The organism is Rhizobium sp. AG207R (genome assembly GCF_027109195.1).
GTDB lineage: Bacteria > Pseudomonadota > Alphaproteobacteria > Rhizobiales > Rhizobiaceae > Rhizobium > Rhizobium dioscoreae.
Genome location: NZ_JAEPVT010000001.1, coordinates 588,073 through 609,589, shown reverse-complemented (window position 1 = coordinate 609,589; position 21,517 = coordinate 588,073). Strand labels below are relative to the sequence as shown.

The window sequence follows — 21,517 nt, the reverse complement described above, 5'->3', positions numbered from 1 at the left end:
TTACATCCCGAACCGGATTTTTTGTCGCCCTTCTTGCGATCACAACGGCGTGATCGCTGTAACGCATTCGCACCAGCGCCGAATGAAGGGGCGGAATTGAGGGACGATCGGTTGTCGCCGGTAGGATGCCATAGCCGCTTTGCCTCATTTCCAAATCGATCGCCCTACCCGCTCCAGATAGCTGGATGGGCATCATGTCAAAAGATGTGAGATATGGAGAGCAGAATGTCGCTCACGAAGTTCAAAATCATGGGTATGGTGCTGGCGCTGGGTGCCGCGACCACACTATCCGCACAGGCTGCCGATAAGGCGCGCGTTCGCGGCGTCGTGGAAAGCCTTAGCGGCGATACGCTGATGGTCAAATCGCGCGAAGGCAAGGACGTGACGATCAAGCTGAAATCCGGCTGGGCCGTCAACGGCATCGTCAACGCCTCCGTGACAGACATCAAGCCTGGGGATTTCGTCGGCATCGCGTCCGTTCCGACCGACAGCGGCATCAACGGGGCGCTTGAGGTACTGATCTTCCCGGCCGCGATGAAAGGCACCGGCGAGGGCGATTACGGCTGGGATCTGAAGCCGAAGAGCTCGATGACCAATGCGACGGTTGCCAGCGCCGTCACCTCGGTCAACGGCCCCACCCTGTCGCTCACCTATAAGGGCGGCGAGAAAAAGATCTCGATCCCGCCGGGCACGCCGGTCGTCACCTTCGGTAAGGCGACGAAGGACGACATCAAGCCCGGCGCAGGAGTCATCATTAACGGCATGACCGATGGAGACAATACGGTTGAATCCGACCGTGTCGTGGTCGGCATAAACGGCGTCATCCCGCCAATGTGACGCATCGATGCTGCCACCACGGGGCTGCCCGGTTGCCGATCGCATCCGGGCAGCTCAATGAGCGGCGATAGCGTTGCAGCATATGATTTCGGACACCGCCTTTTGGCGGCACGTCAGGAGAATTACCCATGACAAGCATCGAGCAGATCGGCACAGCGCCGCCCCCGCCCCCGCCCCCGGCCAAGATCTTCATTCGCCGTCATTCGGCTCTTACGCGGATAACGCACTGGATCAATGTGCTGTGTTTGACCTTACTGATGATGAGTGGCATGCAGATCTTCAATGCCGATCCACAATTACATTGGGGAAACTACGGAGCGGTTGAAGATCCGTCATGGTTCGAAATCGCCAGCAATCGGGATGGCAACAACATCACCGGATTAGTGCGCATCGGCCGTCTCTCGATCACCACAACCGGCATACTCGGGGCCTCCACGGCCGACGGCGAAAGGATGCCGCGCGCATTTCCGGCCTGGGCAACCATACCGAGCTACCAGGATCTTGCGGCTGGCCGACGCTGGCATTTCTTCTTCGCCTGGCTGCTTGTCATCAATGGGTTCGTTTACATGACCTACAGCCTCATCGGCGGTCATTTCCGCCGCGATCTGGCGCCGACGATTCAAGACATCAAGCCCGGGAACATCTGGCATGAAATCAAGGATCATGCCCGATTGCGCTTCCCGCAGGGGGAAAAGGCGCAGCACTATAATGCGTTGCAAAAGCTGACCTATCTCATCGTAATCTTCATCCTGCTGCCGCTGATGATCGGTTCAGGATTGACCATGTCACCGGCGATAGACGCCGGTTACCCCTTCCTGCTCGATATTTTGGGTGGTCGCCAATCGGCCCGCTCCATTCATTTCATCACCGCCTGGAGCCTGGTGGCCTTCGTCGTCGTGCATATCGCGATGGTCATTCTCTCCGGGCTTTGGAACAACATGCGTTCGATGGTGACCGGCCGCTACGCTATCATCAACGAGGAGGCCGACCGATGAGCTCCATCTTCACCCGCCGCCGTTTTCTCATTGGCTCGGCCGCCAGTCTGGGCGCCGTGGGCCTGACGGGATGCGATGACATTTCCCAGAACCAGCACGTTCAGAAGGTGCTCGCTCTGGCTGAGCGGCTGACCATGGGCACACAGCGGCTCATAGTTTCGCCGCAGACGCTTGCTCGAGAATATACCGACGCAGATATTTCACCGAGCTTTCATCCGAATGGATCAATTCAGCCAAACAGCTTCGAATATATCCAGATGGTCGAAACTCAATTTGCCGAGTGGCGGCTCAAGATCGATGGCATGGTCAATAGGCCGATGGAATTTTCGTTGGCCGACCTAAAGAAGCTGCCTTCTCGCACCCAGATCACCCGCCACGACTGTGTCGAAGGCTGGAGCGCCATCGGGAAATGGCAGGGCGTTCCTCTCGGGCTTATCCTGCAGACTGCGGGTTTGAAGCCAGGCGCTCGTTACGCCGTCTTTTATTGTGCAGATGAACTGGAACAAACCCTCGATGGCAGCGGTCGCTACTACGAGAGTATTGACCTGATCGACGCCTTTCATCCGCAGTCGATCCTCGCCTATTCTCTTAACGGGAAGGATCTGGAAGTCGAACACGGCGCTCCTTTGCGGCTGCGCGTCGAGCGTCATCTTGGTTACAAACACGCCAAATACGTCATGCGCATCGAAATCCGTGACCGGTTCGATGATTTGTGGGGTGGTAACGGCGGGTTCTGGGAAGATCGTGGCTACGAATGGTATGCCGGTATCTGAGATGTCGTAGCAGACGTCAATAATCAGGCACGGCGATCGTAGACGATATCAGTGACATAGGCCGACGATACGTCCACGGATCGAGAACCTCGAAACCGTTGTGCTGCCCATTCCGCTATAATCTGCGCCGTCATGTCGTATCCTGCTGCGGAAATGGTAACGGCTACCGTTCGCATTTCAAATCACTCCGCTACTAAATGGAGAGCTTGATCGCATCGACGTTTTCTAGCGAAATTGACGAAGCCGCATCATGGGATGGAGGTGTTGCAAGCCCGACCCACATCTACCACAGCGACGCTTCAATCGGCGGGCCGGCGCAAAGATGCAACGTCGACCCGCTTGTCAGATGCGAAGATGGTACGAGGGCCTTCTTCTCTATGACGCCATGCGATGGCAACTGTCCGCACAGCGGCGGCAGGCTTTAACGCAATCCTGCATGTCACCGATCCGTTCGCAATCATCCGCGCATTGAGCGCAGATCTCCGCGCATTCACGACAGACGTGGCGATGATGTTGAGAGCCTATCAGCATGAAATGCGCGGCCGTCCGGCATATCTCGCTACAGGCCATCATGAGCTTGAAATGCGGCGGACTGGTGTGCTCTCCTCCAGCCTGGAGACAGTGTCCCATCGCAGTGGACAGGCATTCGCCGTAGCACGCGAGGCAGTCTTCGATGCAGCTTTTCATTTCGGCTGAAACGTGGTGCATTGGCATCCTCCTTACTTGGCTTCGCTGTGGAGCAAGCCGCTCATCTGTTTGATTTCCTTCGTCTGATCGTTAATGATCTTGCGAGCCTTTTGCCGCGCCAGTTTATTATGGCCGTACTTGAGTTCGACCTGCGACATGCTGATCGCACCCATGTGGTGAGCGATCATGCCGCAAAGGAAGGACACGTCCGCATCCTTCTTCATCATTCCCTGCATCATGTTGGAATTCATGCTCTTCATTCCGTCCATGGCCGCTTTCTGGTAGTCGGTCATGTCGCCAGGCATTTGCATGCCCGCCGACGACATCTGCATCTCCTCGGATTTACACGTCTCCGGATAGGCGATCTGCGCCGCTGCGCCGGCAGGTTTCAGCGCGAAGGCTGCCATGGTGATGACCGCTGCAAATGCGATCTTCCTGGTGATATTCATGTCGATCTCCTTCTGATTTGGTTCGATTCTCTTAACCAAACGAAGAGAGAGGCGGCGGATCCAACGCCCTGATAAGGAGGAGAGGACTCGGCTGGATCGTTCGGGCCACGAGATTGTCGGCTTCCCTGATGAATAGCCCGCCTGCAAAGTAATCAGGAACTAGCGCACAACAATGCGCGACGGAACAACAACACGGCCGCGGTGTGCCTTCTGTCTGAACCTCACGCGGACCGCTCCGTTCGATCATGTAGCCAGCACTAGTCTCTTCAGGACATGCATGGCTCACCGCCGCCACCTTTAAGAAGATAGCGGCGGCCATGGCGACGATTCTGAGACAGTGCGAGATTCTTCGAAACGGCATCATGGCGGGTGTTCCCTTTTCCCCGCCGAACGATATCGCCACAAAAATGTTCCGACTGCGCCGCGGAATGCGCGAGGCCATGATCGCCAAACTGCGGAGGAGTTCACAAACGCTGAAGTTGGATGTGGTTTGCCGCTTATCACAAGGGCGCTATGCGCCATGTCACATTCAAGTCCGTGTCGGCCAAGACTTGACAATGTACTTGCCTGGTTTAGCCAAAAGGGCCTCTTTCGGAGGCCCTCTCGGCATTATTCAACGATGCGAACAATCTTACGCGTCTTCGGTTGGACGATGACGCGTTCATGGTTCACGACAGCGTAGCCATATGTCGGGTTGTCCGGAACCGGTGTGATGGCAACGGTCTCTGGGAGAGTTCGACCGACGACAATCTGGTCCTGCACGACAGTCTCGGTTGGAGGCAGTGGTTGCTCCTGAACATAGGTGATCACTTTTTGTGGCGGCGGATCGATCGCGGTACCGGCAATCGCTCCGGCAACACCGCCAACTGCAGCACCGACAGGCCCCCCTACAACCGCTCCAGTGGCCGCGCCGCCCGCGGCTCCAGTGACCGTGGAAGACTGCGCCAAGGCTGAACCAGCGAGAAGGCCAAAGGCGGCAACCGCTGAAACGATGAGTCTCGTTCTCATAGCATTCTCCTTTGCATTTTAGTTCTTACGAACTGAAAGGAAAATTGCACAGCCATCAGAATGTTCCTCTTTGGCTACCATCTGCAGCCATCACGAGTTTACCTCATGCGACAAACTTCGTGAGCGGCGAGGGTTGCGAAAAATGCGCCGGGCGAGACGTGATATTTGCCGATGACTTCTGTCAACGAACGTTGGCCGCGGCGAACGCATGCATCCCGATGAGTGTGGGAGAAACGCAAGGCAAGCAACGTGTCGGGATCGTAGCCGTACTCGTCATTCAGTCCAGCGCCATCCTTCACCATTCTCGCTAGGGTCGCCCTTTCCAACCTAAGGGTCTACCCTCCTCCGATCGCTTCATTCGCCAAGATAACGCTCGCTCGGAAACAGCCATGGAACTTGGTGCACGACGAACGTCCGCCAGCGTACGCAAAATCATCCCCAACATCAGGGTGCTATAGAATCATGATCCGCCCACAAAGCTAAGGGCAGGCCGGCGAGGACCCAATTCCCATGCTCGATCTTTCGCGAGAGCCATGCTCGACCTAGAACGTTTAATGACAACGAACCGGCTTCTCGCTCGCCTGCCCGCAGATGAATTTCGCAGCATCGGCAAGCAGTTGGAGCAGATCGATCTCGAGCGCGGCTTCAACATTGCCGGAGCCGATTGCCTGATCGACGATGTCTATTTCCTTTCGAGTGGAATTAGCTCCGTCGTTGCCATTTCGCCTGACGGCCAGCGCGCCGAAGCCGGCATGGTGGGGCGCGAAGGTTTTTTGCCAATGCCGGCCGGCGTCGGTGGGACGATCAGCATCCACGAGGTCTTCATGCAAATGGACGGTCAGGGCGTACGGATGCCGCTGCATGCGCTCCTTGCAGCATTGCCGGAAAATCCGGTTTTCTCCAACCTTTTGGCGCGTTTCATTCAGACCTTTGCGACACAGATTTCCTATACGGCCCTTTGCAACGCAAACTATCAGGTAGACGAACGGCTCGCCCGCTGGCTGCTCATGTGCCATGACCGGGTGGATGGCGACGAGATTGCTTTAACACATGACTTCATCGCCGCGATGCTGAGTGTCAGAAGGCCGAGCATCACGACGGCCCTGCACGTTCTTGAGGGAAGGAAGCTCATCAGGGCCGAGCGTGGCCGCATTACGATCCGCGACAGAAGAGGACTTGAAGAATTTACTGGCGGCTCCTATGGCAAGCCGGAAGAGGAATATCGTCGCCTTATCGGTGATTTCTGACGGAGCGCTATTTCAAATGGTCGCGAACGACCGCATGAAATGAAACCGAGAACTGCAGCTTACCGGTCTCGTCGTGAACCTCGATATGCTCATCGGGGACCATCTGGCCATTCTTGATCCGCGCGGCGACGAGTTCCCGCACTGCCTTTATTGCACTCGAACGCGCATCATCGATGGTGGCAAATTCATCGCCTTCGCCATCGCGGACGGTTTCGCCATTTCGGCGAATATGAAAGAAGTAGCGTGTCATGCAGGCTCCTTCAGCACTTGTCCACCGCCAACACCACTGGCGCCATTGCCGCCGCGATCAAAAGAGATCCTTCATCAAACGCCGATATTCCTCTTCCGGCTTGCCGTAAGCGTCATGGGCAAACTCCTCGAGAGCGGCTCGATTTCGAATGGTGATGCTGCCGCGCTCCGCTGTGATGAAGCGATTGCCTTCGAGAATATGCAGCGAGGTGGTGACGCTTGGTCGCCGCACCGCAAGCATGAGGGATATGAATTCATGCGTCAGCGCTATCTCGTTGCCCGATACTCGGTCGTGGCACATCAGCAGCCATCGCGCCAATCTCTCGTTCACGTCATGAAGAGCGTTGGAAATAGCGGTGTAGGCCAATTGGACGGCGAAGGCCTCGATGGAACGGATTATAAGTTTGTTGAAATTTCGATTCCGATCCATGAAATGACGAAACGATCCATAGTTCATCCGATAGGATTCCGCTTCGAGCTGCACAATAACATCATGAGCATTAAATTCGGTGCCAGCAACGGCCGATGTCGGCACATAGCCATCAAAGCCGAACACGCCCGCTTCGGCGCGGCGGCCTTCCGGTGTCACGGCGACGATTGATCCGATGCCGGATGTCAGAAAATAAACATAGTCGATCGACTGGCCGGCTTTTCCGATGAGCGTGCCGCGCGGAAGCGCCACATATTCTAGCTCTTGCGCAATCTGTTCATAATCCCCCGACGGAAGAACGGAGAGCAGTTTGTTTTGCATATTGGACTGGTGGGGGGCTGGCATGACAGCGCTTCCTCCTGGTTAGGCAAGAGCATGGCATGCACGCCTTGCCGTCTGAGCTGCAGCCGGGCAACATGAAAGAAGCTACTCTTCTTGGAGCTGCGTCACAAGGAATGTACGCTAGCAGACAGAAGAGCGGATTTTGTGGCAAAGCTCGCAATTTGGCCTATTTTACACTACGCGGTCGCTCGTTGGATGACGCCTATAAGCCAGTAGCTATTACCGTCCCTGAAATGCGGCAGCGCCCTTCGGCTGAAGAGCTGAAGGCTTTACTTAAATGATATCGGCTCAGGAATGCGGAGCACAAATATCATCTGCGAGATAAAATCTCGCTGGCATGACTTCTACATAGGCGCCACAGGAGCATCGGCAACGGCATGTGACCTTTTCTGCCGAAAAATGGGAGGTGGAGATGCCTGGGAAGACTGATCGGTCCACGCCGTCAACAGATACCCCTTATAGAGCACCAAGAATATCCATATCGATACCCTCCGCTGTTGCGACTCCACGGGGCGGCGGCGATACTCCCTCAGCTCAAGCTCTGCTTGCAGCCATCGTCGAAAGTTCGGATGACGCGATCGTCAGCAAATCCCTTGATGGCTTCATTACCAGTTGGAACAGCGGCGCCGAACGGCTTTTCGGCTTCAGCGCAGAAGAGGCGGTCGGACAGCATATCACCATCATCATCCCGGAAGATCGCCGGCATGAAGAAGACACGATTCTCGCCAGCATCCGCGAGGGAAAGCGAATAGAGCACTATGAGACCGTCCGTCGCCATAAGGATGGAAGTCCGCTCGACATCTCCCTGACGGTTTCGCCCGTTCGCGACAGCAGCGGCGCCATTGTCGGTGCATCAAAAATCGCGCGCGACATTTCCGAACGCAAGCATGCGGCCCAACGCCAGATGCTGTTGCTGCGGGAAATGAGCCACCGCATCAAGAATATCTTCGCCATCATGAGTGCGGTCATTGGAGTAAGCGAGCGCACGGCAACAACCGTCAAGGAACTAACGAGCGACATCCGTGCAAGGGTAAATACCTTGGCGATCGCCTATGAACTGACGCTGCCAGACATCGGCCTCACCGCCGTTCAGTTTCGCGAGACGTCGCTATTTACACTCGTTAAAGCCCTTTTCGCCGCCCACCAAGGCGCCGACATCGAACGGGCCTCCATTCGCGGCCAGGATGTGCCAGTCTGCGGAACGACGCTGACATCGCTCGCGCTTCTGCTCCACGAATTCTCAACGAATGCAGTGAAATACGGCGCGCTCTCCGCGCCGGCGGGCCGTATTGAGATCGAAGTGCGGTACGATCCGGATTTTGTTTTGACCTGGACTGAAATAGGTGGTCCATCGGTCAACCAACCCGAGGGGCCGGGCGGCTTCGGCTCCCAGCTCGAGCGCGCGACGATTGCATCCCTCCAAGGTGCAATCAATCGTGATTGGGATCCGGCGGGATTGAAGATTACACTGCGAATTCCAGCCGATGTTCTTCCCCGAACGAGACCGCCGGAAGAGGCTTGAACCGCCCGTTGATCAGCTTCCTAGAGCGGTTCAGCTTTTCGCGGAATCCCTGAACCGCCCTATCTTTTTGTTTTCACGCAATTGCGGGCGAAAGACCGCTACACACTTTTCCTGTAATTGCTCTAGAGGCGGTGCGCGCGCTCGCGCTCGGCCAGGATCTGTTCCGACGTGTAAGGAGGTGCCGATTCGTCAAAGCCGGTCCATCCTTGCTCCACATAGCTCGCGCGCCGTTGTGCAATGTCGACCGGACGAGACGCGGCAAGGATCGATTGAGCCTGGGCTACGCGACTGTCTTCGACATGAGCAGCGACCAGCGATCCGCCGCGACGAATACCCTCTGCATAGAAATGCGCATCCTCTTCGGGAATGCCTTCCGTGATCATCGCGCCAATAATCCCCCCCACCGCTCCACCGGCCACAGCGCCCGCTATTGCACCGGCGGCCGTCGCAGCAAGCCAACCGGCTGCAACGACCGGTCCCACTCCGGGGATGGCGATCATGCCGAGGCCGCCGAGCAGGCCCCCGGCGCCACCTGCAACGGCACCGATGCCCGCACCGGTGCCGGCGCCTTCCGCGCCGTAGCTGCCTTGCCCTTCGACATCGACGCCATCGGCCTTGTTCGTGATGATGCTGATCTCGTCAGACGCGACACCGGCATCCTCAAGGGCCTTTACGGCCGTGCGGGCATTATCATAGCTGTCATAAAGTCCAGTAACCGTTTGCATTGGATGCTTCTCGCTTTGTTGTGGGTTATTTCGCCATTGTCACGTTACCCTGGAAATCCAGGGAGATGCCGACTGGTCTGCCATCCTTGTCGGCGCTTGCACGCCAGACGCCCTGGCTATCGAGCTTCAGATCACGAATATTCCTGTATCCGGCGTTTTCGAAGCGCGATTTCGCCTGCTTCTGACTGAAGCTGTTTTTGCCGGCGATCGGAGCCCCGGGATTGCGGTCAGTGTTGACGGCGGGCGTTGTCTGCGATGTGGTTGGTTTCTCACTTTGCGCGAACGATCCCGTCGCAAAAGCCATCGCGACAAATGTGATGCTGATAAGCTTGTTCATGTTCAAACCTTTCGTTACTGCCGATGCGAACCACGCGAAGGGCCCATTGTTCCCGCAATTCAGTGGGAGATGGATTTCAGGCAAAGAGCGGCGCGATTGCTCCTCGCGATGCACGGCAGGGTTGAACTAATCTGATTGCAACAACTGGCGACCAGCGGCTCGCCCGTATATAGTCAGGTTCCCTCATCCTTGAGAGCCAGGTACGTGATCTCCATTGTCAGAGTGAGCCGCACTACCGGAATCTTGTCACTCCTGGCGACTTCGACAGCAAGGCATTCGCCGTTCTTGTTCGGGATACCATCCAACGCCATCTCCGCCAGTATTCGCTTCGCCTCATCAACGGCTGATATGAGATCCGGGAGATCTTGGCCTTCGTCATCATCAAGCACTGTCTCGCGATCTTTCGTTGCGAAATAAAAGTTCGTCATGTTCGACCTCAGGCGGTGCGCTGCCAGGGGGCAACGCACCGAAGAAGAAGAGCCGGCTGTAGTCCTATGCCGCCTTTTTGGCTTTTGCATTGGCCGCTGTTTCCGCCAGCTTCGTCAACTTCTGATCCGTCGCCTTTTCTTCCGCGAGCGTCTGCTGGAGAAGAGGTACCGCATCCTTCAGGCCGAGCTGCTTGGCCCATTCGATCAAAGTGCCATAGCGGGCGATCTCGTAATGCTCGACGGCCTGCGCCGAGGAGATCAGACCTGCATCGAGTGCCGGAGTTCCCTTGAACTCTTCGATGATTTCGTCAGCTTCCGCGATGATGCCCTGGATCGCTTCGCAGGTCTTGCCGCGCGCTGGCTTTCCAAGGAGCTCGAATACCTGTTCCAGGCGTTCGACGTGACCTTGGGTCTCATCGCGATGGTGGAGAAAGCCGTCCTTGCCTTCCTGCGCTTGCGCTGCGCGCGCCATCTTCGGCAGGGCCTTGAGGATTTGCTTTTCCGCGTAATAGATGTCTTTCAGCGTTTCCAGAAAGAGGTCGTTGAGTGTCTTTTCGGATGCCATGGATGTCCTCCATCGAATAAGGATTGAAAGGAAGTCCGCCATGCGGACCTCCCTAGCGAGCTCTATCAGGAATTCTTGTGGCTTTGCTGGCCAGCCTTCACATGCTGTTCGTGGCTACCGCCACGGGTGCCGCCCGACTGCTCGTTACGAGACGAAGCGTGCTTCGTGTTGGTATCCTTGTCGGCGTTCTTGTGGCTCTGCTGGCCGGCTTTGACGTGCTGTTCGTGGGACCCACCTTGGGAAGCCATGATGTTTCTCCTCTTGTTTGATTGCGAGACCTTCATTGGTCTCGCGGCTTCAAACAGGCTTTGGACATGTTGGTTCCCAGCAGCGATCAAAAAAACGCAGTTGCCGCCATTCCTATCACGGCAACGAACATCGCTAGACACGCCGCCCAGCCGACAGCACGCAGGCCCCTGCCGATGACGAACTGTTTCATGACATCGCGATTGGAAGCGATCAGCATGAGGATCACCATGACGGGAACGGCGACCACGCCGTTGATCACCGCACTCCAGAACAAGGCCTTCATCGGCGGGATGGGGGTGAAGTTCAAAAGCATGCCAACGATAGTCGCCAGACCGACGGTCGTGTAGAAAGCCTTGGCCTCGCTGGGGTCGCGAGATAGGCCGACCTTCCAACGAGCCGCCTCGCCAATCGCATACGCAGCTGAACCTGCAAGAACGGGCACTGCCAAAAGACCGGTCCCCATAATGCCTATTGCAAAGATGATCTTGGCAAACGGTCCGGCCAGTGGTTCGATCGCTTTCGCCGCGTCGACGGAGCTTTCGATATTCGTTGAGCCTGCTGTGTTAAGGGTCGCGGCGGTCGTCGTGATGATCGCGAGTGCGACGATATTGGAAGCGGCCATGCCAACGAGCGTATCCAGTGTGATCCGTGTATTTGCCTTCTCCGCCTCCGCCGGATGCTTGACGAGAGGTTCTTCACGAGGCTTCTCCTTGAGGTCCTCGGCTTCTTGAGATGCTTGCCAGAAGAAGAGATAGGGGCTGATGGTGGTTCCGAAGATCGCGACGATCATTGACCAGTAATTCGGATCCGCCTTGATGGTTGGGAGCAGGAGACCGCGGCTAAAGGCCAACCAGTCGACACGCACCACAAAGAGGGTCGCAATGTATGACAAGAGCGCCAGGCTCAACCATTTCAGGACGGCGACGTAACGCTTGTACTTCAGGAGGACCTGCAGAAGGATGCAGATCACGCCAAAAGCCGCGACGTAAATGAGCGAATTGCCATTCAACAGCAAATGTGCCGCATCCCCCATCGCGCCGAGATCGGCGCCGAGATTGATGACATTGGCAATCAGGAGCGGAACGGTGACACTGACGCCCACCCAGCGCGGATAACATTTCACCATGCTGCCCGCCAAACCTCGGCCCGTCGTTCGGCCAATGCGGGCACTGATCATCTGCACCGTCACCATCAGCGGATAGGTGAACACCAGCGTCCAGCTCGCGAGGTAGCCGAACTGCGCTCCGGCCTGTGAGTAAGTCGCGATCCCGCTTGGGTCGTCGTCCGAGGCGCCGGTGACCAGGCCTGGTCCCAGGATTTCCAACAGACGTGGTTTTGAAGGTTCGACGACAGAGCTTTTGTCGTCCATCTGATAGCCGCTCATGACTGCCTCCTGCAGAACCGGACCGCGCATCTTGTCGGTCGCGGTGCGAACAAACCGTGCTTATTGATCATTTGTTCCCGGACACGCAGCCCGCGCGAAAGCAATCCAATTTCAAAAGCTTGGAAGGGGCGGCACGATCAATTCCTGCTTGCTCCTCGCAATATCTTCTCCGCGCGGGAACCTTCTGCATCCAGATCGATTTGATCTACAACGCAACTAAGGAGACCGCGCATATGGAAAAGCAACGGCGCTTCGAGCGACGTCGACCGTTAAGAGGCTCAGCATATACGCTCACCGATTTTCAGAAAAAGTATGACCTCGACGACCGCAGCGCCGAAGATCTCTTCATCCGCTTCGGTCCATCCTCGATCGAACTTGACCTGCTGATGGCCGCAAAAGGGCGGAAGCCGTCTTTTGACGAGCTAACGAAAGAAATGCCGCAACAATAGATAAGGACCGGGCGGAAAATCCTACGTCAGGACGCCTTGAGGAAGTGCAGCAGCGCGCGTGCAAGATGCATGGGGTTCTCCTCCGCTACATGGTGTCCGCTCTCGATGCCATGACCCGAGACATTGGTCGCCCACGATCGCCAAATTTTTCTCGGATCGCCGAAGAAATACTCGAGATCGTCACGTGTCGACCATAAGCAAAGCAACGGGCATGCAATTTTTTTTCCGGCTTTGCGATCCTGCCATTCGTCTTCGCGATCGACTGTCAAGCCAGCCCTATAATCTTCGATCATTCCATGAACGACGGCCGGATCATGGATCGCCGCCATGAGATCCTGATAGGCTTCCTCCCCCATGAACTCAGGTGTGATCGCCTTGTACCAGCCTCTTGGATCGGCATTGATCGCCTGTTCCGGTTTGTCTGGTTGAGCAAAGAAGAACCAGTGATACCAATCGCGCGCGAACCGCCAATCCATCCGTTCGAGATGTTCGATAATGGGGATACTGTCGATCACGACGAGTTTCGTGATGATCTCGGGATAATCCATGGCGAGCCTGAAAGCGACGTAGCTTCCACGATCATGGCCCGCGACGGCAAAGCTGCGATGGCCCAATAGCTGCATCAAGCTGACGCAATCGAGCGCCTTTGCCCGCTTTGCCGAGTGCCGGCTATCGTCTGTGTCAGGTGGTTGAAAGGATTTCCCGAACCCTCGGAGATCGGGACAGACGACGGTGAAATGCGGCGACAGCAAGTCCGCCACCTGGCCCCACGTCATGTGCGTTCGCGGATGCCCGTGGAGCAGAAGCAGGGGCGGCCCATTGCCTCCATACCGAACCCGTAAACTGCCAGGTCCGACATTCACGGTCTCGACTGCCATACCGTCAAACAATTCTCGCCTCCCATGCTCAGTCCGCCGATCACCTCATCCAAGAGGATGCGGACTCCCGTTTAAAGGCTGACATCCCTCGCCGCCCGTCTTTGAAGCCACCGCAATACGCGGATCTCCTCCATGTCCATCCAATTTAAAAGCCGCTCACTGCGTGTTTGAATCTTAAGCACATCACCGAGGCGCTCATTCCGGAAATCCTCGAAGACCGCGGGATGAATATAGGATGTCTTACAAACCGCGCGCGTATTGACGAGCATTGCTGCGACAGCATCGACCACCTGATTAAGCTGCCGCGTGATCGCGCTTTCCGACGATTCGACCTTGAGAGGAGCCAGCGCCGAGACTGCCAAACAGGTCGCGCCCCACGTCCTGAATTGGCGCGAGGTGAAATCACTTCCCATGGTTTCCCTGATATACGTATTGACATCTTGCGACGAAATCTGGCGACAACCACCGTCATCGCAGACATACTGAAAAAGTTGCTGACCTGGCAGTTCCTGCAAACGTCGCACGACATTGGCGATACGCCGGTCGCTATGAACCAGATTCCATTCTTTACCTGATTTTCCCTTGAAGCGGAATTTGACCGTCCCGCCCTCCACCCGGACATGACGGCTCTTCAACGTCGTCACTCCATAGGACTGGTTCTCTTCGGCATAGGCGGTGTTGCCGATGCGAATATAGAGGTTATCGAGTATCCAGATCACCGTGGCCAAAGCCTTTTCCATCGTCAAGCCGCGCGAGCGCAGATCGACGTCGACGCGCTGGCGAATTTCGGGAAGGGTATCGCCGAAATCGGCGAGACGATCGAACTTCGCGCGGGCACGCTCGGACTGCCATTCCGGATGATAGCGATATTGTTTGCGGCCCCGGGCATCGAAACCGACAGCCTGAAGATGAGACAACGGATTGGTTGAGATCACAACATCCGTATAGGCGGGAGGAATGGCCAAGGCATTCAGGCGAGCGATCTCATCTCGATCCCTAATCCTTATTCCGTTTGGAAGGTAATAGACGAATCCGTTCCTTCCGGGCTTTCGGGTGATGCCGTCTTCGAGATTGCCAATGTAGATCAGTCCGGAATGGAGCTTTGCTTCGGCAGCCGCGGCAGCGGCTTCGACTTTGGCGACTATCTGGTTCATGGGCCGTTAACTCCCATCCGGCGTCGCGGTTCCCGGAGCGCCTTATGTCGTGACGGGAAACCGCATCGATCCCGGAGAAAATCCATCAAACGGGTGAGTGATCATCTGGAACAAACAATGTCGACCGCCGTTGCAATAGGCGTGAGTTTCACGTTTGGAGGATATTCAACATGGGTCGAGGTATTCTGCTCTGGCTTCTCGGCATCCCGCTGCCAATCGTCATTCTTCTCGTTCTCTTCACGCGATAGGAGGTGCGGATGTCCTCTGTCGAAGAAGTACCCGCGGGAACCGTCCCAGTCGAGTCGTCCAAGCCGGCCATCGTCTGGGGCCCGATCATCGGTGGCGCGCTCGCAGCGACCGGCATTGCTCTTATCCTTCTCCTCCTCGGATCCGGGGTCGGCTTGACGATGGTTTCACCGTGGTCCAGCCAAACCAGCTCAGCGGCGACGGTCGGTATAACCGCCGCGATCTGGCTGATAGTGGTTCAATGGCTATCGTCCGCGATCGGCGGTTACATCACTGGCAGGCTGCGTACGAAATGGGTGGAGATACACTCCGATGAGGTCTTTTTCCGTGACACGGCGCATGGATTTCTAAGTTGGGCGCTGGCAACAGTGTTCGTGGCTGGATTTCTAGCGTCTTCGCTAACATCGCTGGCGGGCGCGTCAGTCGATGCCGCGGGTAAGGTCGCGCAGACCGCGGCGGATGTTAGTGCCTCTCCTGCACCAGCGACGAAGACGGACGCGACAGCTTACTTTACCGACGCCCTGCTTCGGCCCGCAAAGGTTTCAGACCGTGCCCAATCCGATGATCGCGCAGCAGCGGCAGAAATCTCACGCATCCTCCTGCAAGGGGCGGCCAGTGGAGAAATTCCCGATAGCGATAAGTCCTATATGGCAGCAATTATCTCCGCGCGTGCTGGCCTTTCTGAGGCCGATGCGCGCAACCGCGTCGATACCGTGCTTAAACAGATCGATGACGCGAAGTCAGCTGCGAAAGAAGCGGCTGACAAGGCTAGGAAGGCGGGCGCGACGACCGCACTGGTCGGTTCTCTTTCGCTCCTGGTGGGCGCTTTCATCGCCTCCGCAGCTTCGGCCCTCGGCGGCCGGCAGCGTGACGAAGAAGAAGACCTGGTCGTTACAACCCGCGGCCGGGTCTCTGAAGTAAAACGGTAAGTTAACACGTACCTAATGAACAAGGTTCATTACGGTCAAACAAGTCGATCGCCACGAACGGAGCCTGAGATGCCCAAACGGAACGATTCTCCTGCAGTTCAATCCCTCTCGAACGAACGCGAGGAGCAGCAGCAGCAAGCAACGCAAAACGAACTCGAAAGGGGCCTTGAGGACACATTCCCGGCGTCCGATCCTGTTTCTGCGACCCATACAGCAGTCTTACCGAAGCATGCCTCCTCAGAAGCCTCCGAAAGAGGCAGGGCGCGGCATCATGTTGATGCATTTGAAGACAGACTTCCTATCACTTCAGACAGGCACGTAACGACAGGCGACGGAGCCGGTGACAAAGGTGCCGCAAAAACCGAGGTTCGTGCGCTTTACCGAGCAGCGCGCCAAGCGAGTCGAACTGATCCGGCGCCAACTGCGCGTGACGCTTCCGTCCCTTCGCCAGATGGCGCCGGTCTGCTAAGCGAGTTCAAGCATAGGATTCGCGAGCGACCGATCGCGACAATAGTTGCGGCCGCGGTGATAGGGTTTGCGTGTGGCATGACACGCTAACCAATTCGATCATCAATAACGCCGCCGAGATACCGGTGGATTGAGGATGACGCGCAATAACTGAGATGCCTCAGGTGAATGGGTCTGGCTGGAAGAAGTAAGTGCCATCAATGTCGCCAAGCTGATTAGGGATTTGCTCGATCATATCACCGGCACTCCGGTGTTCGTCGACGTTGGGCAAGGACTGTTGCGGTAGCAGAGTCTTATTTGCCACAAGGGAGAGTACCAGATGAATCAGAATGACAGCCTCGAGGATACAGCTAAACTCGAAACCCATCACCAGGCAGAGATCGGCCCTCGCGAGAAGCTCCAGCTGCGATTGCTGGAGCTACGAACCGAAATTGCAATCGTGCGAATTCGACTGCTGACGATTAAATATCGGGCAAGGAATGTCGCCTGGAGTGGAATCCGATTGGTTGATGCCTCTGCGCATGACCAACTTGGAGCTTATCCATGGCTGAAGTTATCCGCAGCATCACTGGCGGCCTTCATAACAGGGCGCGTCCTTCGACGGCTACCTCTCAGCCTCATGATGATCGCGGCAAGACCGCTCCTTGCGACAGCCGTTGGGTCTGCTTCGAGGCATATCCGCTAAGCGGATTAGCGCCTACATTACCGATCGTCTCATTTCGCTTTCGGATCATTCGTAGATGAATTGACAATTATAAAGCCCGCCATTGCGATCGAAACAAGACCAAAGTCACAATCGAATATATCTTGTGAAGACAACTCGCGAAGCGGATTCGCCATATTTTCAAGTCAGCGAATAATGCTGATTGACCACCAAGAACAAGGCGATGCTGCGGCGATTCCTATCGTCTTTCTAGCTGCAAATACGATGATGCGATGTCTTTTGTGAACACTGCACTGATATCAAACCTAGATGGGAAAACATGCTGGGTCGTGATCGGAAAGGACAAGCTCTCTGTAATTATCCGAACATAGTTTTGTCTGCTTGCGTACGGAAAATATGAAAGGGGAACAAGCTAGGCGAGTAAGCATTGCAGATTTATCCAGGAGGATAAATCAAATGCTCATAACCGCATGTTCTACATTGCAGGACGAAGTTGTCGCCCTGCTGCCAGCCTTGCGCAACTTTGCCCGACGGTTCGTTTTTAGCGAGACCGATGTCGACGACCTCACGCAGGAGACTGTCGGCAAAATGCTTGCCCATCTCGATAGCTTCACTCCGGGAACCAAGCTCAGGAGCTGGGCATTCACCATTATGCGAAACACCTACATGACCGAATACAAGCGCCAAAAACGGGTCCAGCTTCGTAATAGTGATGATGGACTTTTCGAAATTCCAGTAGCAGGCCGCCAGCAGCTCTGCATTTATACGGCCGACGTCCGTTCTGCCTTAGCTCGCCTTCCCACATATCAACGAGACGCACTTCTTATGATTGTCGATGGTTTGTCATATGACGATGCGGCGAGACTTTCCGGGTGCGAGATCGGGACGATTAAAAGCCGCGTGTCACGCGCACGCGCGACCTTGGTTAAAATCCTCGGCGAGAATTCGATACGTAGTGCCGCCTCGATCCAGTAAGATCCTTTGTGACCTGCGCGCGAATGGAGCTTGGGTTCACCTCCGGAGACTGAGAGAACCGAGCGCGATGTCTGGACAGTCCGTCGTGTCGACGACAGCACATTTGCTGGATGGTTCCGCCTGTCTCTAGAAAGGAGGGGGCAGAGATTGGCTATGGGCTACGACCAGGCGCATGAGGCAAGGAATATGCTTCCTGATATGCAGGCAAATGACATCGCATCCCCTTGGCATCGAAAAACGACGGGCTGCTGGAGTGCTTGTTGAGAATCTCTGGGGCGATCGCGGTCCAGCCGCCCTTCCCATCATCGGCCCGACATGCGGCACGAACCTCGTTGCTCGCGTAATCGTCAAGCGCCTGCACCTTACCAGGGCCCTTGTCCAAGGTGGCTCCCGCAAACGCATCTCTTTTGGCGGCTCTCACCTTCTTTGGGAGATCAGACACCGGTTTGATCAAAGGAGGCGCCCGTTCAATGGTGCGCTCCGTCACCGTGCGATGTTGGCCAAGCTCCGCGTTCGGTGCCCTCAAACTGGAGCCCGGTCAACGAACCTTCCGGCCTCCGCGAACCTGAACACTAGAAATCGTTCAGGTTGATTGCGGGCGAGAACAGTCCGAAGTCTATGTGATCAGGTGTTGGCCAGGACCTGTGGTTCTGAAGTTTCTGATTTCCAACGTTTATTTTCGCTGAGGCCTAAAGTTGATGAGCAGAGATTTGAGCTCAATTTCACGTACGCGTCTAGCCGCCTCGTCGAGACTGACCCAATCGACCCGCCGCTGGCCTCGCTCCTTGAACTCATTCCGGATTTCTTTCACTTCCACTTGAAACAGGTCAACGACGCATGGCACGACTTTTCCGTCGTCAAGTTCTTTCAGATAGGTGTATCGGCCGATCGGCGCTCTTCTCACCTTGCCGCGGACACCAGCTTCCTCCCATGCTTCGATGGCGGCTGCCTCGTGAGGCTCCTTGCCTTTCATGGGCCAGCCTTTCGGCACGATCCAGCGCCCGCTTTCACGCGAGGTAATCACCAGAACTTCGATCTCGTCACCGCCCTCCTTGTAGCGAAAACAAAGCGCGCCATATTGGTTTCGAAACGCACTGGAAAACAGCTGTTCCGGCGTGCGTGCCAGCTGTTGCAGCAGGTGCTTTGATTTGGGGAATGTTGGCTTGCCGCTGTCTTTTTTTGATGTCATATCATTCAACTTATCAGCCTATCCAGCGCCCTATCCTCCTCTAACCGAGCCTCGCCAAGCCAATTCGGCGTGCAATGTTACGGAATGGCCCTCGAGCCTGTCCGATGACGGGCTCTCGCCCAGCCATGTCACAGCCTGTCGTGCGATTGCCACCACGGGCTGAGCAAAGGTCGTCAAATCATAGGACGACCATGAGGCCTGCTCAATATCGTCGAAGCCGACGACGCAGAGCTGATCCGGGATCGAAAGCGAAAACTGGTGCCGTGCCGCGTCCATGAGGCCGCAGGCCAGCAGATCGGTTGCACAAAACACCGCGTCCGGTCGTTCGCTTAGGGTCAGCAGCCGCTGCGCGACGACCTTGCCAGCCTCGTATCCGGTCCAGCCATATCGTTCGACGATCACATCCAGTCCATGGGCCTTCGCCGCCGCGATGAAACCGGCCTCACGCGCCATCAAACTCGGCGTGCCGGCTTCCGAGTTCGCGAACGCCAGCCTGGTGCAGCCGGCGCGAACGAAAGCGGTCACAACGCGCCCTGCCGCCTCGTGATCGTCGAGATTGATCCGCAAGGGTCCCGGTTGATCGTCGTCTCTGTTGATCAGAACGAGGCGCTGGCCGTTTCTCAGGCAGAGCTGCGTGATCGACTTGTCGGGCAGGCCTGAGAGAATGATCGATGCATCCGCCCTATATCGGATCGCCTGCTGAAGCGCGCGATCGACGCTGCCGTCGGAGCGGTCGGTATTGACGAGCATGGCGACCTTGCCGACGATCTGCAGCTGCTGTGTCAGCTCGCGCAGCAATGCAGACCGATAAGGTGTCGCCACCTCCGAGACAATCAGACAGACGATGCCGCTTTCATTGCGCATCAGCCCGCGGGCGAGATGATTGACCTGATATCCAAGCTCCTCCGCCGCCCGCAGAACCTTTTGGCGGGTGGCCTCCGAAACGCTCGCCCCTGGCGTGAATGCGCGAGAAACCGCCGAGCGCGAAACACCCGCCCGCCGCGCAACTTCCTCGGCACTGACAAAATCTCGTTGCGACACACCGCCTCTCCTCTTCCATCCAAACTCCATCATAGTTTGCAATCGCGTGCAATATGGTGATCTCGGTGGTTTTGTGAAACTTTTATGACAGCGGTAGTTGACAGTGTGAGATAACCAATGCAGCATTTGCACGCGCTTGCAAAAAGCGCTCGGCGTGGAGGCGCCGTAAAGTAGGAGGACATCATGCGATTGGTCAACATGGCCGCGACAGCCCTTGCCGCGGGAATTTCGCTTATTGCCTGGTCGGCGCATGCCGCGGGCGATTTGAACGTGATCTGCTCGGCGGATCCCGAAGTTTGCGACCTGATGAAGGGGCTCTTCGAGAAGCAAAGCGACATCAAGGTCAATATGGTTCGGCTTTCGGCCGGCGAAACCTACGCCAAGATCCGCGCCGAGGCGCGCAATCCGAAGACGGATATCTGGTGGGCGGGAACCGGTGACCCGCATTTGCAAGCCGCGGCCGAGGGCCTGACGCTGGAATATAAATCACCGCTTTTCGACCAGCTTCAGGATTGGGCGAAGAAGCAGGCCGAAAGCGCCAATTTCCGCACGGTCGGCGTTTATGCGGGAGCGCTTGGCTGGGGCTATAACACGGATATCTTGAGGAAGAAGGGCTTGAAGGAGCCTAAATGCTGGGCCGACCTTCTTGACCCCTCCTTTAAGGGCGAGATCCAGATTGCCAATCCGAACTCGTCGGGAACGTCCTACAATACTTTGGCGACACTCGTGCAGATCATGGGCGAGGACAAGGCCTTCGATTATCTTTCGAAGCTCAATGCCAATGTCTCGCAATATACCAAGTCGGGCTCCGCCCCGGTGAAAGCGGCAGCGCGCGGGGAATCGACGATCGGCATCGTTTTCATGCATGACGCGGTTGCACAGACCGTCGAAGGCTTTCCCATCAAGGCGGTGGCACCGTGCGAGGGCACGGGTTACGAGATCGGCTCCATGTCGATCATCAAGGGCGCCAGAAATCTCGACAACGCCAAGAAGTGGTACGACTGGGCAGTCAGCGCCGAGGCACAATCGCATATGAAGGATGCCAAGTCCTACCAGCTTCCCTCCAACAAGTCGGCCGAGGTGCCGAAGGAGGCCCCGAAATTCGAGGAGATAAAGCTGATCGACTACGACTTCAAGAAATACGGCGATCCCACGATCCGTAAGGCGCTGCTTGCCCGATGGGACAGGGAAATCGGCGCCAAGGCCAACTGACGGCTTTTTCGATTGCCCTCGCAGGCCGGCTCCTCGTGCAACCGGCCTGCGTCATCTCTGATTTTTGCTGAACGGGATGCGAATC

27 protein-coding genes are annotated in these 21,517 nt (G+C 56.5%); 11 read left to right on the top strand and 16 right to left on the bottom strand.

Features of this window, described 5'->3' with window-relative positions; genetic code table 11:
• Positions 1 to 225 precede the first annotated feature (225 nt).
• The 3 genes from JJQ51_RS02650 (at position 226) to JJQ51_RS02640 (ending at position 2,605) form a co-directional block, all read left to right on the top strand.
• Positions 226 to 837: a hypothetical protein gene (locus tag JJQ51_RS02650; RefSeq protein WP_442967272.1), complete on the top strand. Its 612-nt coding sequence runs from the start codon at positions 226 to 228 to the stop codon at positions 835 to 837.
• Positions 838 to 965: 128 nt separating this feature from the next.
• Entirely contained in the window at positions 966 to 1,832 is an 867-nt protein-coding gene (locus tag JJQ51_RS02645; RefSeq protein ID WP_145634590.1) for a cytochrome b/b6 domain-containing protein, read from the top strand.
• The gene (locus JJQ51_RS02640; RefSeq protein WP_113421055.1) at positions 1,829 to 2,605 is read left to right on the top strand and encodes a molybdopterin-dependent oxidoreductase; all 777 of its coding nucleotides are present in this window, start codon (positions 1,829 to 1,831) and stop codon (positions 2,603 to 2,605) included. The genes JJQ51_RS02645 and JJQ51_RS02640 overlap by 4 nt, the downstream gene beginning before the upstream one ends.
• A 375-nt stretch (positions 2,606 to 2,980) precedes the next feature.
• Here the strand turns inward: JJQ51_RS02640 and JJQ51_RS02635 are convergent, their stop codons facing one another.
• The 3 genes from JJQ51_RS02635 to JJQ51_RS02625 all read right to left on the bottom strand — a co-directional run bounded on the left by JJQ51_RS02635 (position 2,981) and on the right by JJQ51_RS02625 (position 4,749).
• Entirely contained in the window at positions 2,981 to 3,313 is a 333-nt protein-coding gene (locus JJQ51_RS02635; RefSeq protein ID WP_113396557.1) for a four-helix bundle copper-binding protein, read from the bottom strand.
• Positions 3,314 to 3,324: 11 nt separating this feature from the next.
• Entirely contained in the window at positions 3,325 to 3,741 is a 417-nt protein-coding gene (locus JJQ51_RS02630) for a DUF305 domain-containing protein (protein ID WP_113353123.1), read from the bottom strand.
• Between the two features lie 609 nt (positions 3,742 to 4,350).
• Positions 4,351 to 4,749, bottom strand: coding sequence for a DUF1236 domain-containing protein (locus tag JJQ51_RS02625; RefSeq protein ID WP_113353122.1), 399 nt, complete (start codon positions 4,747 to 4,749; stop codon positions 4,351 to 4,353).
• 554 nt (positions 4,750 to 5,303) lie between these two features.
• Here JJQ51_RS02625 and JJQ51_RS02620 point away from each other — a divergent pair.
• Complete coding sequence (locus tag JJQ51_RS02620) at positions 5,304 to 5,996, top strand: Crp/Fnr family transcriptional regulator (RefSeq protein WP_233788515.1); 693 nt, start codon at positions 5,304 to 5,306, stop codon at positions 5,994 to 5,996.
• 7 nt (positions 5,997 to 6,003) lie between these two features.
• On the opposite strand, the gene JJQ51_RS02615 is transcribed toward JJQ51_RS02620, so the two are convergent.
• Positions 6,004 to 6,246, bottom strand: a complete 243-nt coding sequence (locus JJQ51_RS02615) for a DUF6894 family protein (RefSeq protein WP_113353119.1) — start codon at positions 6,244 to 6,246, stop codon at positions 6,004 to 6,006.
• Between the two features lie 57 nt (positions 6,247 to 6,303).
• Positions 6,304 to 7,020: a Crp/Fnr family transcriptional regulator gene (locus JJQ51_RS02610; RefSeq protein WP_145634594.1), complete on the bottom strand. Its 717-nt coding sequence runs from the start codon at positions 7,018 to 7,020 to the stop codon at positions 6,304 to 6,306.
• 35 nt (positions 7,021 to 7,055) lie between these two features.
• On the opposite strand from JJQ51_RS02610, the gene JJQ51_RS02605 reads away from it, so the two are divergent.
• Together JJQ51_RS02605 and JJQ51_RS02600 are read left to right on the top strand one after the other, a co-directional pair.
• Positions 7,056 to 7,298 (top strand): hypothetical protein, encoded by a 243-nt coding sequence (locus tag JJQ51_RS02605; protein ID WP_145324640.1) that lies wholly within the window; start codon positions 7,056 to 7,058, stop codon positions 7,296 to 7,298.
• A 131-nt stretch (positions 7,299 to 7,429) separates the two neighbouring features.
• Positions 7,430 to 8,539, top strand: coding sequence for a PAS domain S-box protein (locus JJQ51_RS02600; RefSeq protein ID WP_145634597.1), 1,110 nt, complete (start codon positions 7,430 to 7,432; stop codon positions 8,537 to 8,539).
• A 122-nt stretch (positions 8,540 to 8,661) separates the two neighbouring features.
• On the opposite strand, the gene JJQ51_RS02595 is transcribed toward JJQ51_RS02600, so the two are convergent.
• The 6 genes from JJQ51_RS02595 to JJQ51_RS02570 all read right to left on the bottom strand — a co-directional run bounded on the left by JJQ51_RS02595 (position 8,662) and on the right by JJQ51_RS02570 (position 12,227).
• A complete protein-coding gene (locus JJQ51_RS02595; RefSeq protein WP_269244241.1) occupies positions 8,662 to 9,264 on the bottom strand; it encodes a general stress protein in 603 nt (200 codons plus the stop codon).
• Between the two features lie 25 nt (positions 9,265 to 9,289).
• Entirely contained in the window at positions 9,290 to 9,601 is a 312-nt protein-coding gene (locus JJQ51_RS02590; RefSeq protein WP_145634599.1) for a PepSY domain-containing protein, read from the bottom strand.
• A 173-nt stretch (positions 9,602 to 9,774) separates the two neighbouring features.
• Complete coding sequence (locus JJQ51_RS02585; RefSeq protein WP_113353114.1) at positions 9,775 to 10,029, bottom strand: DUF6894 family protein; 255 nt, start codon at positions 10,027 to 10,029, stop codon at positions 9,775 to 9,777.
• A gap of 64 nt (positions 10,030 to 10,093) precedes the next feature.
• Positions 10,094 to 10,594 (bottom strand): YciE/YciF ferroxidase family protein, encoded by a 501-nt coding sequence (locus tag JJQ51_RS02580; RefSeq protein WP_113388654.1) that lies wholly within the window; start codon positions 10,592 to 10,594, stop codon positions 10,094 to 10,096.
• A gap of 65 nt (positions 10,595 to 10,659) precedes the next feature.
• Positions 10,660 to 10,842 (bottom strand): hypothetical protein, encoded by a 183-nt coding sequence (locus JJQ51_RS02575; protein ID WP_113353112.1) that lies wholly within the window; start codon positions 10,840 to 10,842, stop codon positions 10,660 to 10,662.
• 86 nt (positions 10,843 to 10,928) lie between these two features.
• Complete coding sequence (locus JJQ51_RS02570; protein WP_269244240.1) at positions 10,929 to 12,227, bottom strand: NRAMP family divalent metal transporter; 1,299 nt, start codon at positions 12,225 to 12,227, stop codon at positions 10,929 to 10,931.
• A gap of 233 nt (positions 12,228 to 12,460) precedes the next feature.
• On the opposite strand from JJQ51_RS02570, the gene JJQ51_RS02565 reads away from it, so the two are divergent.
• Complete coding sequence (locus tag JJQ51_RS02565; RefSeq protein ID WP_069614249.1) at positions 12,461 to 12,676, top strand: hypothetical protein; 216 nt, start codon at positions 12,461 to 12,463, stop codon at positions 12,674 to 12,676.
• 26 nt (positions 12,677 to 12,702) lie between these two features.
• Here JJQ51_RS02565 and JJQ51_RS02560 read toward each other — a convergent pair whose 3' ends face one another.
• Both JJQ51_RS02560 and JJQ51_RS02555 read right to left on the bottom strand, forming a co-directional pair.
• On the bottom strand, positions 12,703 to 13,566 hold the full coding sequence (locus tag JJQ51_RS02560) for an alpha/beta fold hydrolase (protein ID WP_113353111.1): 864 nt from the start codon (positions 13,564 to 13,566) through the stop codon (positions 12,703 to 12,705).
• Between the two features lie 59 nt (positions 13,567 to 13,625).
• Complete coding sequence (locus JJQ51_RS02555; protein WP_113353110.1) at positions 13,626 to 14,708, bottom strand: DNA topoisomerase IB; 1,083 nt, start codon at positions 14,706 to 14,708, stop codon at positions 13,626 to 13,628.
• 257 nt (positions 14,709 to 14,965) lie between these two features.
• Here JJQ51_RS02555 and JJQ51_RS02550 point away from each other — a divergent pair, with 257 nt between their 5' ends.
• The 3 genes from JJQ51_RS02550 to JJQ51_RS02540 all read left to right on the top strand — a co-directional run bounded on the left by JJQ51_RS02550 (position 14,966) and on the right by JJQ51_RS02540 (position 17,990).
• Complete coding sequence (locus JJQ51_RS02550) at positions 14,966 to 15,883, top strand: hypothetical protein (RefSeq protein WP_152094072.1); 918 nt, start codon at positions 14,966 to 14,968, stop codon at positions 15,881 to 15,883.
• 787 nt (positions 15,884 to 16,670) lie between these two features.
• Entirely contained in the window at positions 16,671 to 17,036 is a 366-nt protein-coding gene (locus JJQ51_RS02545) for a hypothetical protein (RefSeq protein WP_145323086.1), read from the top strand.
• A 435-nt stretch (positions 17,037 to 17,471) separates the two neighbouring features.
• Complete coding sequence (locus JJQ51_RS02540) at positions 17,472 to 17,990, top strand: sigma-70 family RNA polymerase sigma factor (RefSeq protein WP_113353107.1); 519 nt, start codon at positions 17,472 to 17,474, stop codon at positions 17,988 to 17,990.
• A gap of 151 nt (positions 17,991 to 18,141) precedes the next feature.
• Here JJQ51_RS02540 and JJQ51_RS32840 read toward each other — a convergent pair whose 3' ends face one another.
• The 3 genes from JJQ51_RS32840 to JJQ51_RS02530 all read right to left on the bottom strand — a co-directional run bounded on the left by JJQ51_RS32840 (position 18,142) and on the right by JJQ51_RS02530 (position 20,250).
• Entirely contained in the window at positions 18,142 to 18,411 is a 270-nt protein-coding gene (locus JJQ51_RS32840) for a DUF6714 family protein (RefSeq protein ID WP_331275822.1), read from the bottom strand.
• Positions 18,412 to 18,663: 252 nt separating this feature from the next.
• Positions 18,664 to 19,179, bottom strand: a complete 516-nt coding sequence (locus JJQ51_RS02535) for an NUDIX hydrolase (RefSeq protein WP_183810305.1) — start codon at positions 19,177 to 19,179, stop codon at positions 18,664 to 18,666.
• A gap of 30 nt (positions 19,180 to 19,209) precedes the next feature.
• A complete protein-coding gene (locus tag JJQ51_RS02530; RefSeq protein ID WP_210296337.1) occupies positions 19,210 to 20,250 on the bottom strand; it encodes a LacI family DNA-binding transcriptional regulator in 1,041 nt (346 codons plus the stop codon).
• Positions 20,251 to 20,403: 153 nt separating this feature from the next.
• Here JJQ51_RS02530 and JJQ51_RS02525 point away from each other — a divergent pair, with 153 nt between their 5' ends.
• A complete protein-coding gene (locus JJQ51_RS02525) occupies positions 20,404 to 21,432 on the top strand; it encodes an ABC transporter substrate-binding protein (RefSeq protein WP_269244239.1) in 1,029 nt (342 codons plus the stop codon).
• The last annotated feature ends 85 nt before the right edge of the window (positions 21,433 to 21,517 follow it).

What these genes read in the sequence shown, in the direction of transcription:
- JJQ51_RS02620 (WP_233788515.1), top strand. Translation starts at nt 5,304, where the DNA reads ATGACAACGAACCGGCTTCTCGCTCGCCTGCCCGCAGATGAATTTCGC.
- JJQ51_RS02585 (WP_113353114.1), bottom strand. Translation starts at nt 10,029, where the DNA reads ATGACGAACTTTTATTTCGCAACGAAAGATCGCGAGACAGTGCTTGAT.
- JJQ51_RS02645 (WP_145634590.1), top strand. Translation starts at nt 966, where the DNA reads ATGACAAGCATCGAGCAGATCGGCACAGCGCCGCCCCCGCCCCCGCCC.
- JJQ51_RS02540 (WP_113353107.1), top strand. Translation starts at nt 17,472, where the DNA reads ATGCTCATAACCGCATGTTCTACATTGCAGGACGAAGTTGTCGCCCTG.
- JJQ51_RS02610 (WP_145634594.1), bottom strand. Translation starts at nt 7,020, where the DNA reads ATGCCAGCCCCCCACCAGTCCAATATGCAAAACAAACTGCTCTCCGTT.
- JJQ51_RS02625 (WP_113353122.1), bottom strand. Translation starts at nt 4,749, where the DNA reads ATGAGAACGAGACTCATCGTTTCAGCGGTTGCCGCCTTTGGCCTTCTC.
- JJQ51_RS02550 (WP_152094072.1), top strand. Translation starts at nt 14,966, where the DNA reads ATGTCCTCTGTCGAAGAAGTACCCGCGGGAACCGTCCCAGTCGAGTCG.
- JJQ51_RS02590 (WP_145634599.1), bottom strand. Translation starts at nt 9,601, where the DNA reads ATGAACAAGCTTATCAGCATCACATTTGTCGCGATGGCTTTTGCGACG.
- JJQ51_RS02640 (WP_113421055.1), top strand. Translation starts at nt 1,829, where the DNA reads ATGAGCTCCATCTTCACCCGCCGCCGTTTTCTCATTGGCTCGGCCGCC.
- JJQ51_RS02575 (WP_113353112.1), bottom strand. Translation starts at nt 10,842, where the DNA reads ATGGCTTCCCAAGGTGGGTCCCACGAACAGCACGTCAAAGCCGGCCAG.
- JJQ51_RS02595 (WP_269244241.1), bottom strand. Translation starts at nt 9,264, where the DNA reads ATGCAAACGGTTACTGGACTTTATGACAGCTATGATAATGCCCGCACG.
- JJQ51_RS02580 (WP_113388654.1), bottom strand. Translation starts at nt 10,594, where the DNA reads ATGGCATCCGAAAAGACACTCAACGACCTCTTTCTGGAAACGCTGAAA.
- JJQ51_RS02525 (WP_269244239.1), top strand. Translation starts at nt 20,404, where the DNA reads ATGCGATTGGTCAACATGGCCGCGACAGCCCTTGCCGCGGGAATTTCG.
- JJQ51_RS02545 (WP_145323086.1), top strand. Translation starts at nt 16,671, where the DNA reads ATGAATCAGAATGACAGCCTCGAGGATACAGCTAAACTCGAAACCCAT.
- JJQ51_RS02615 (WP_113353119.1), bottom strand. Translation starts at nt 6,246, where the DNA reads ATGACACGCTACTTCTTTCATATTCGCCGAAATGGCGAAACCGTCCGC.
- JJQ51_RS02650 (WP_442967272.1), top strand. Translation starts at nt 226, where the DNA reads ATGTCGCTCACGAAGTTCAAAATCATGGGTATGGTGCTGGCGCTGGGT.
- JJQ51_RS02530 (WP_210296337.1), bottom strand. Translation starts at nt 20,250, where the DNA reads ATGGAGTTTGGATGGAAGAGGAGAGGCGGTGTGTCGCAACGAGATTTT.
- JJQ51_RS02605 (WP_145324640.1), top strand. Translation starts at nt 7,056, where the DNA reads ATGCACGCCTTGCCGTCTGAGCTGCAGCCGGGCAACATGAAAGAAGCT.
- JJQ51_RS02565 (WP_069614249.1), top strand. Translation starts at nt 12,461, where the DNA reads ATGGAAAAGCAACGGCGCTTCGAGCGACGTCGACCGTTAAGAGGCTCA.
- JJQ51_RS02535 (WP_183810305.1), bottom strand. Translation starts at nt 19,179, where the DNA reads ATGACATCAAAAAAAGACAGCGGCAAGCCAACATTCCCCAAATCAAAG.
- JJQ51_RS02570 (WP_269244240.1), bottom strand. Translation starts at nt 12,227, where the DNA reads ATGAGCGGCTATCAGATGGACGACAAAAGCTCTGTCGTCGAACCTTCA.
- JJQ51_RS02555 (WP_113353110.1), bottom strand. Translation starts at nt 14,708, where the DNA reads ATGAACCAGATAGTCGCCAAAGTCGAAGCCGCTGCCGCGGCTGCCGAA.
- JJQ51_RS02630 (WP_113353123.1), bottom strand. Translation starts at nt 3,741, where the DNA reads ATGAATATCACCAGGAAGATCGCATTTGCAGCGGTCATCACCATGGCA.
- JJQ51_RS02635 (WP_113396557.1), bottom strand. Translation starts at nt 3,313, where the DNA reads ATGCACCACGTTTCAGCCGAAATGAAAAGCTGCATCGAAGACTGCCTC.
- JJQ51_RS02600 (WP_145634597.1), top strand. Translation starts at nt 7,430, where the DNA reads ATGCCTGGGAAGACTGATCGGTCCACGCCGTCAACAGATACCCCTTAT.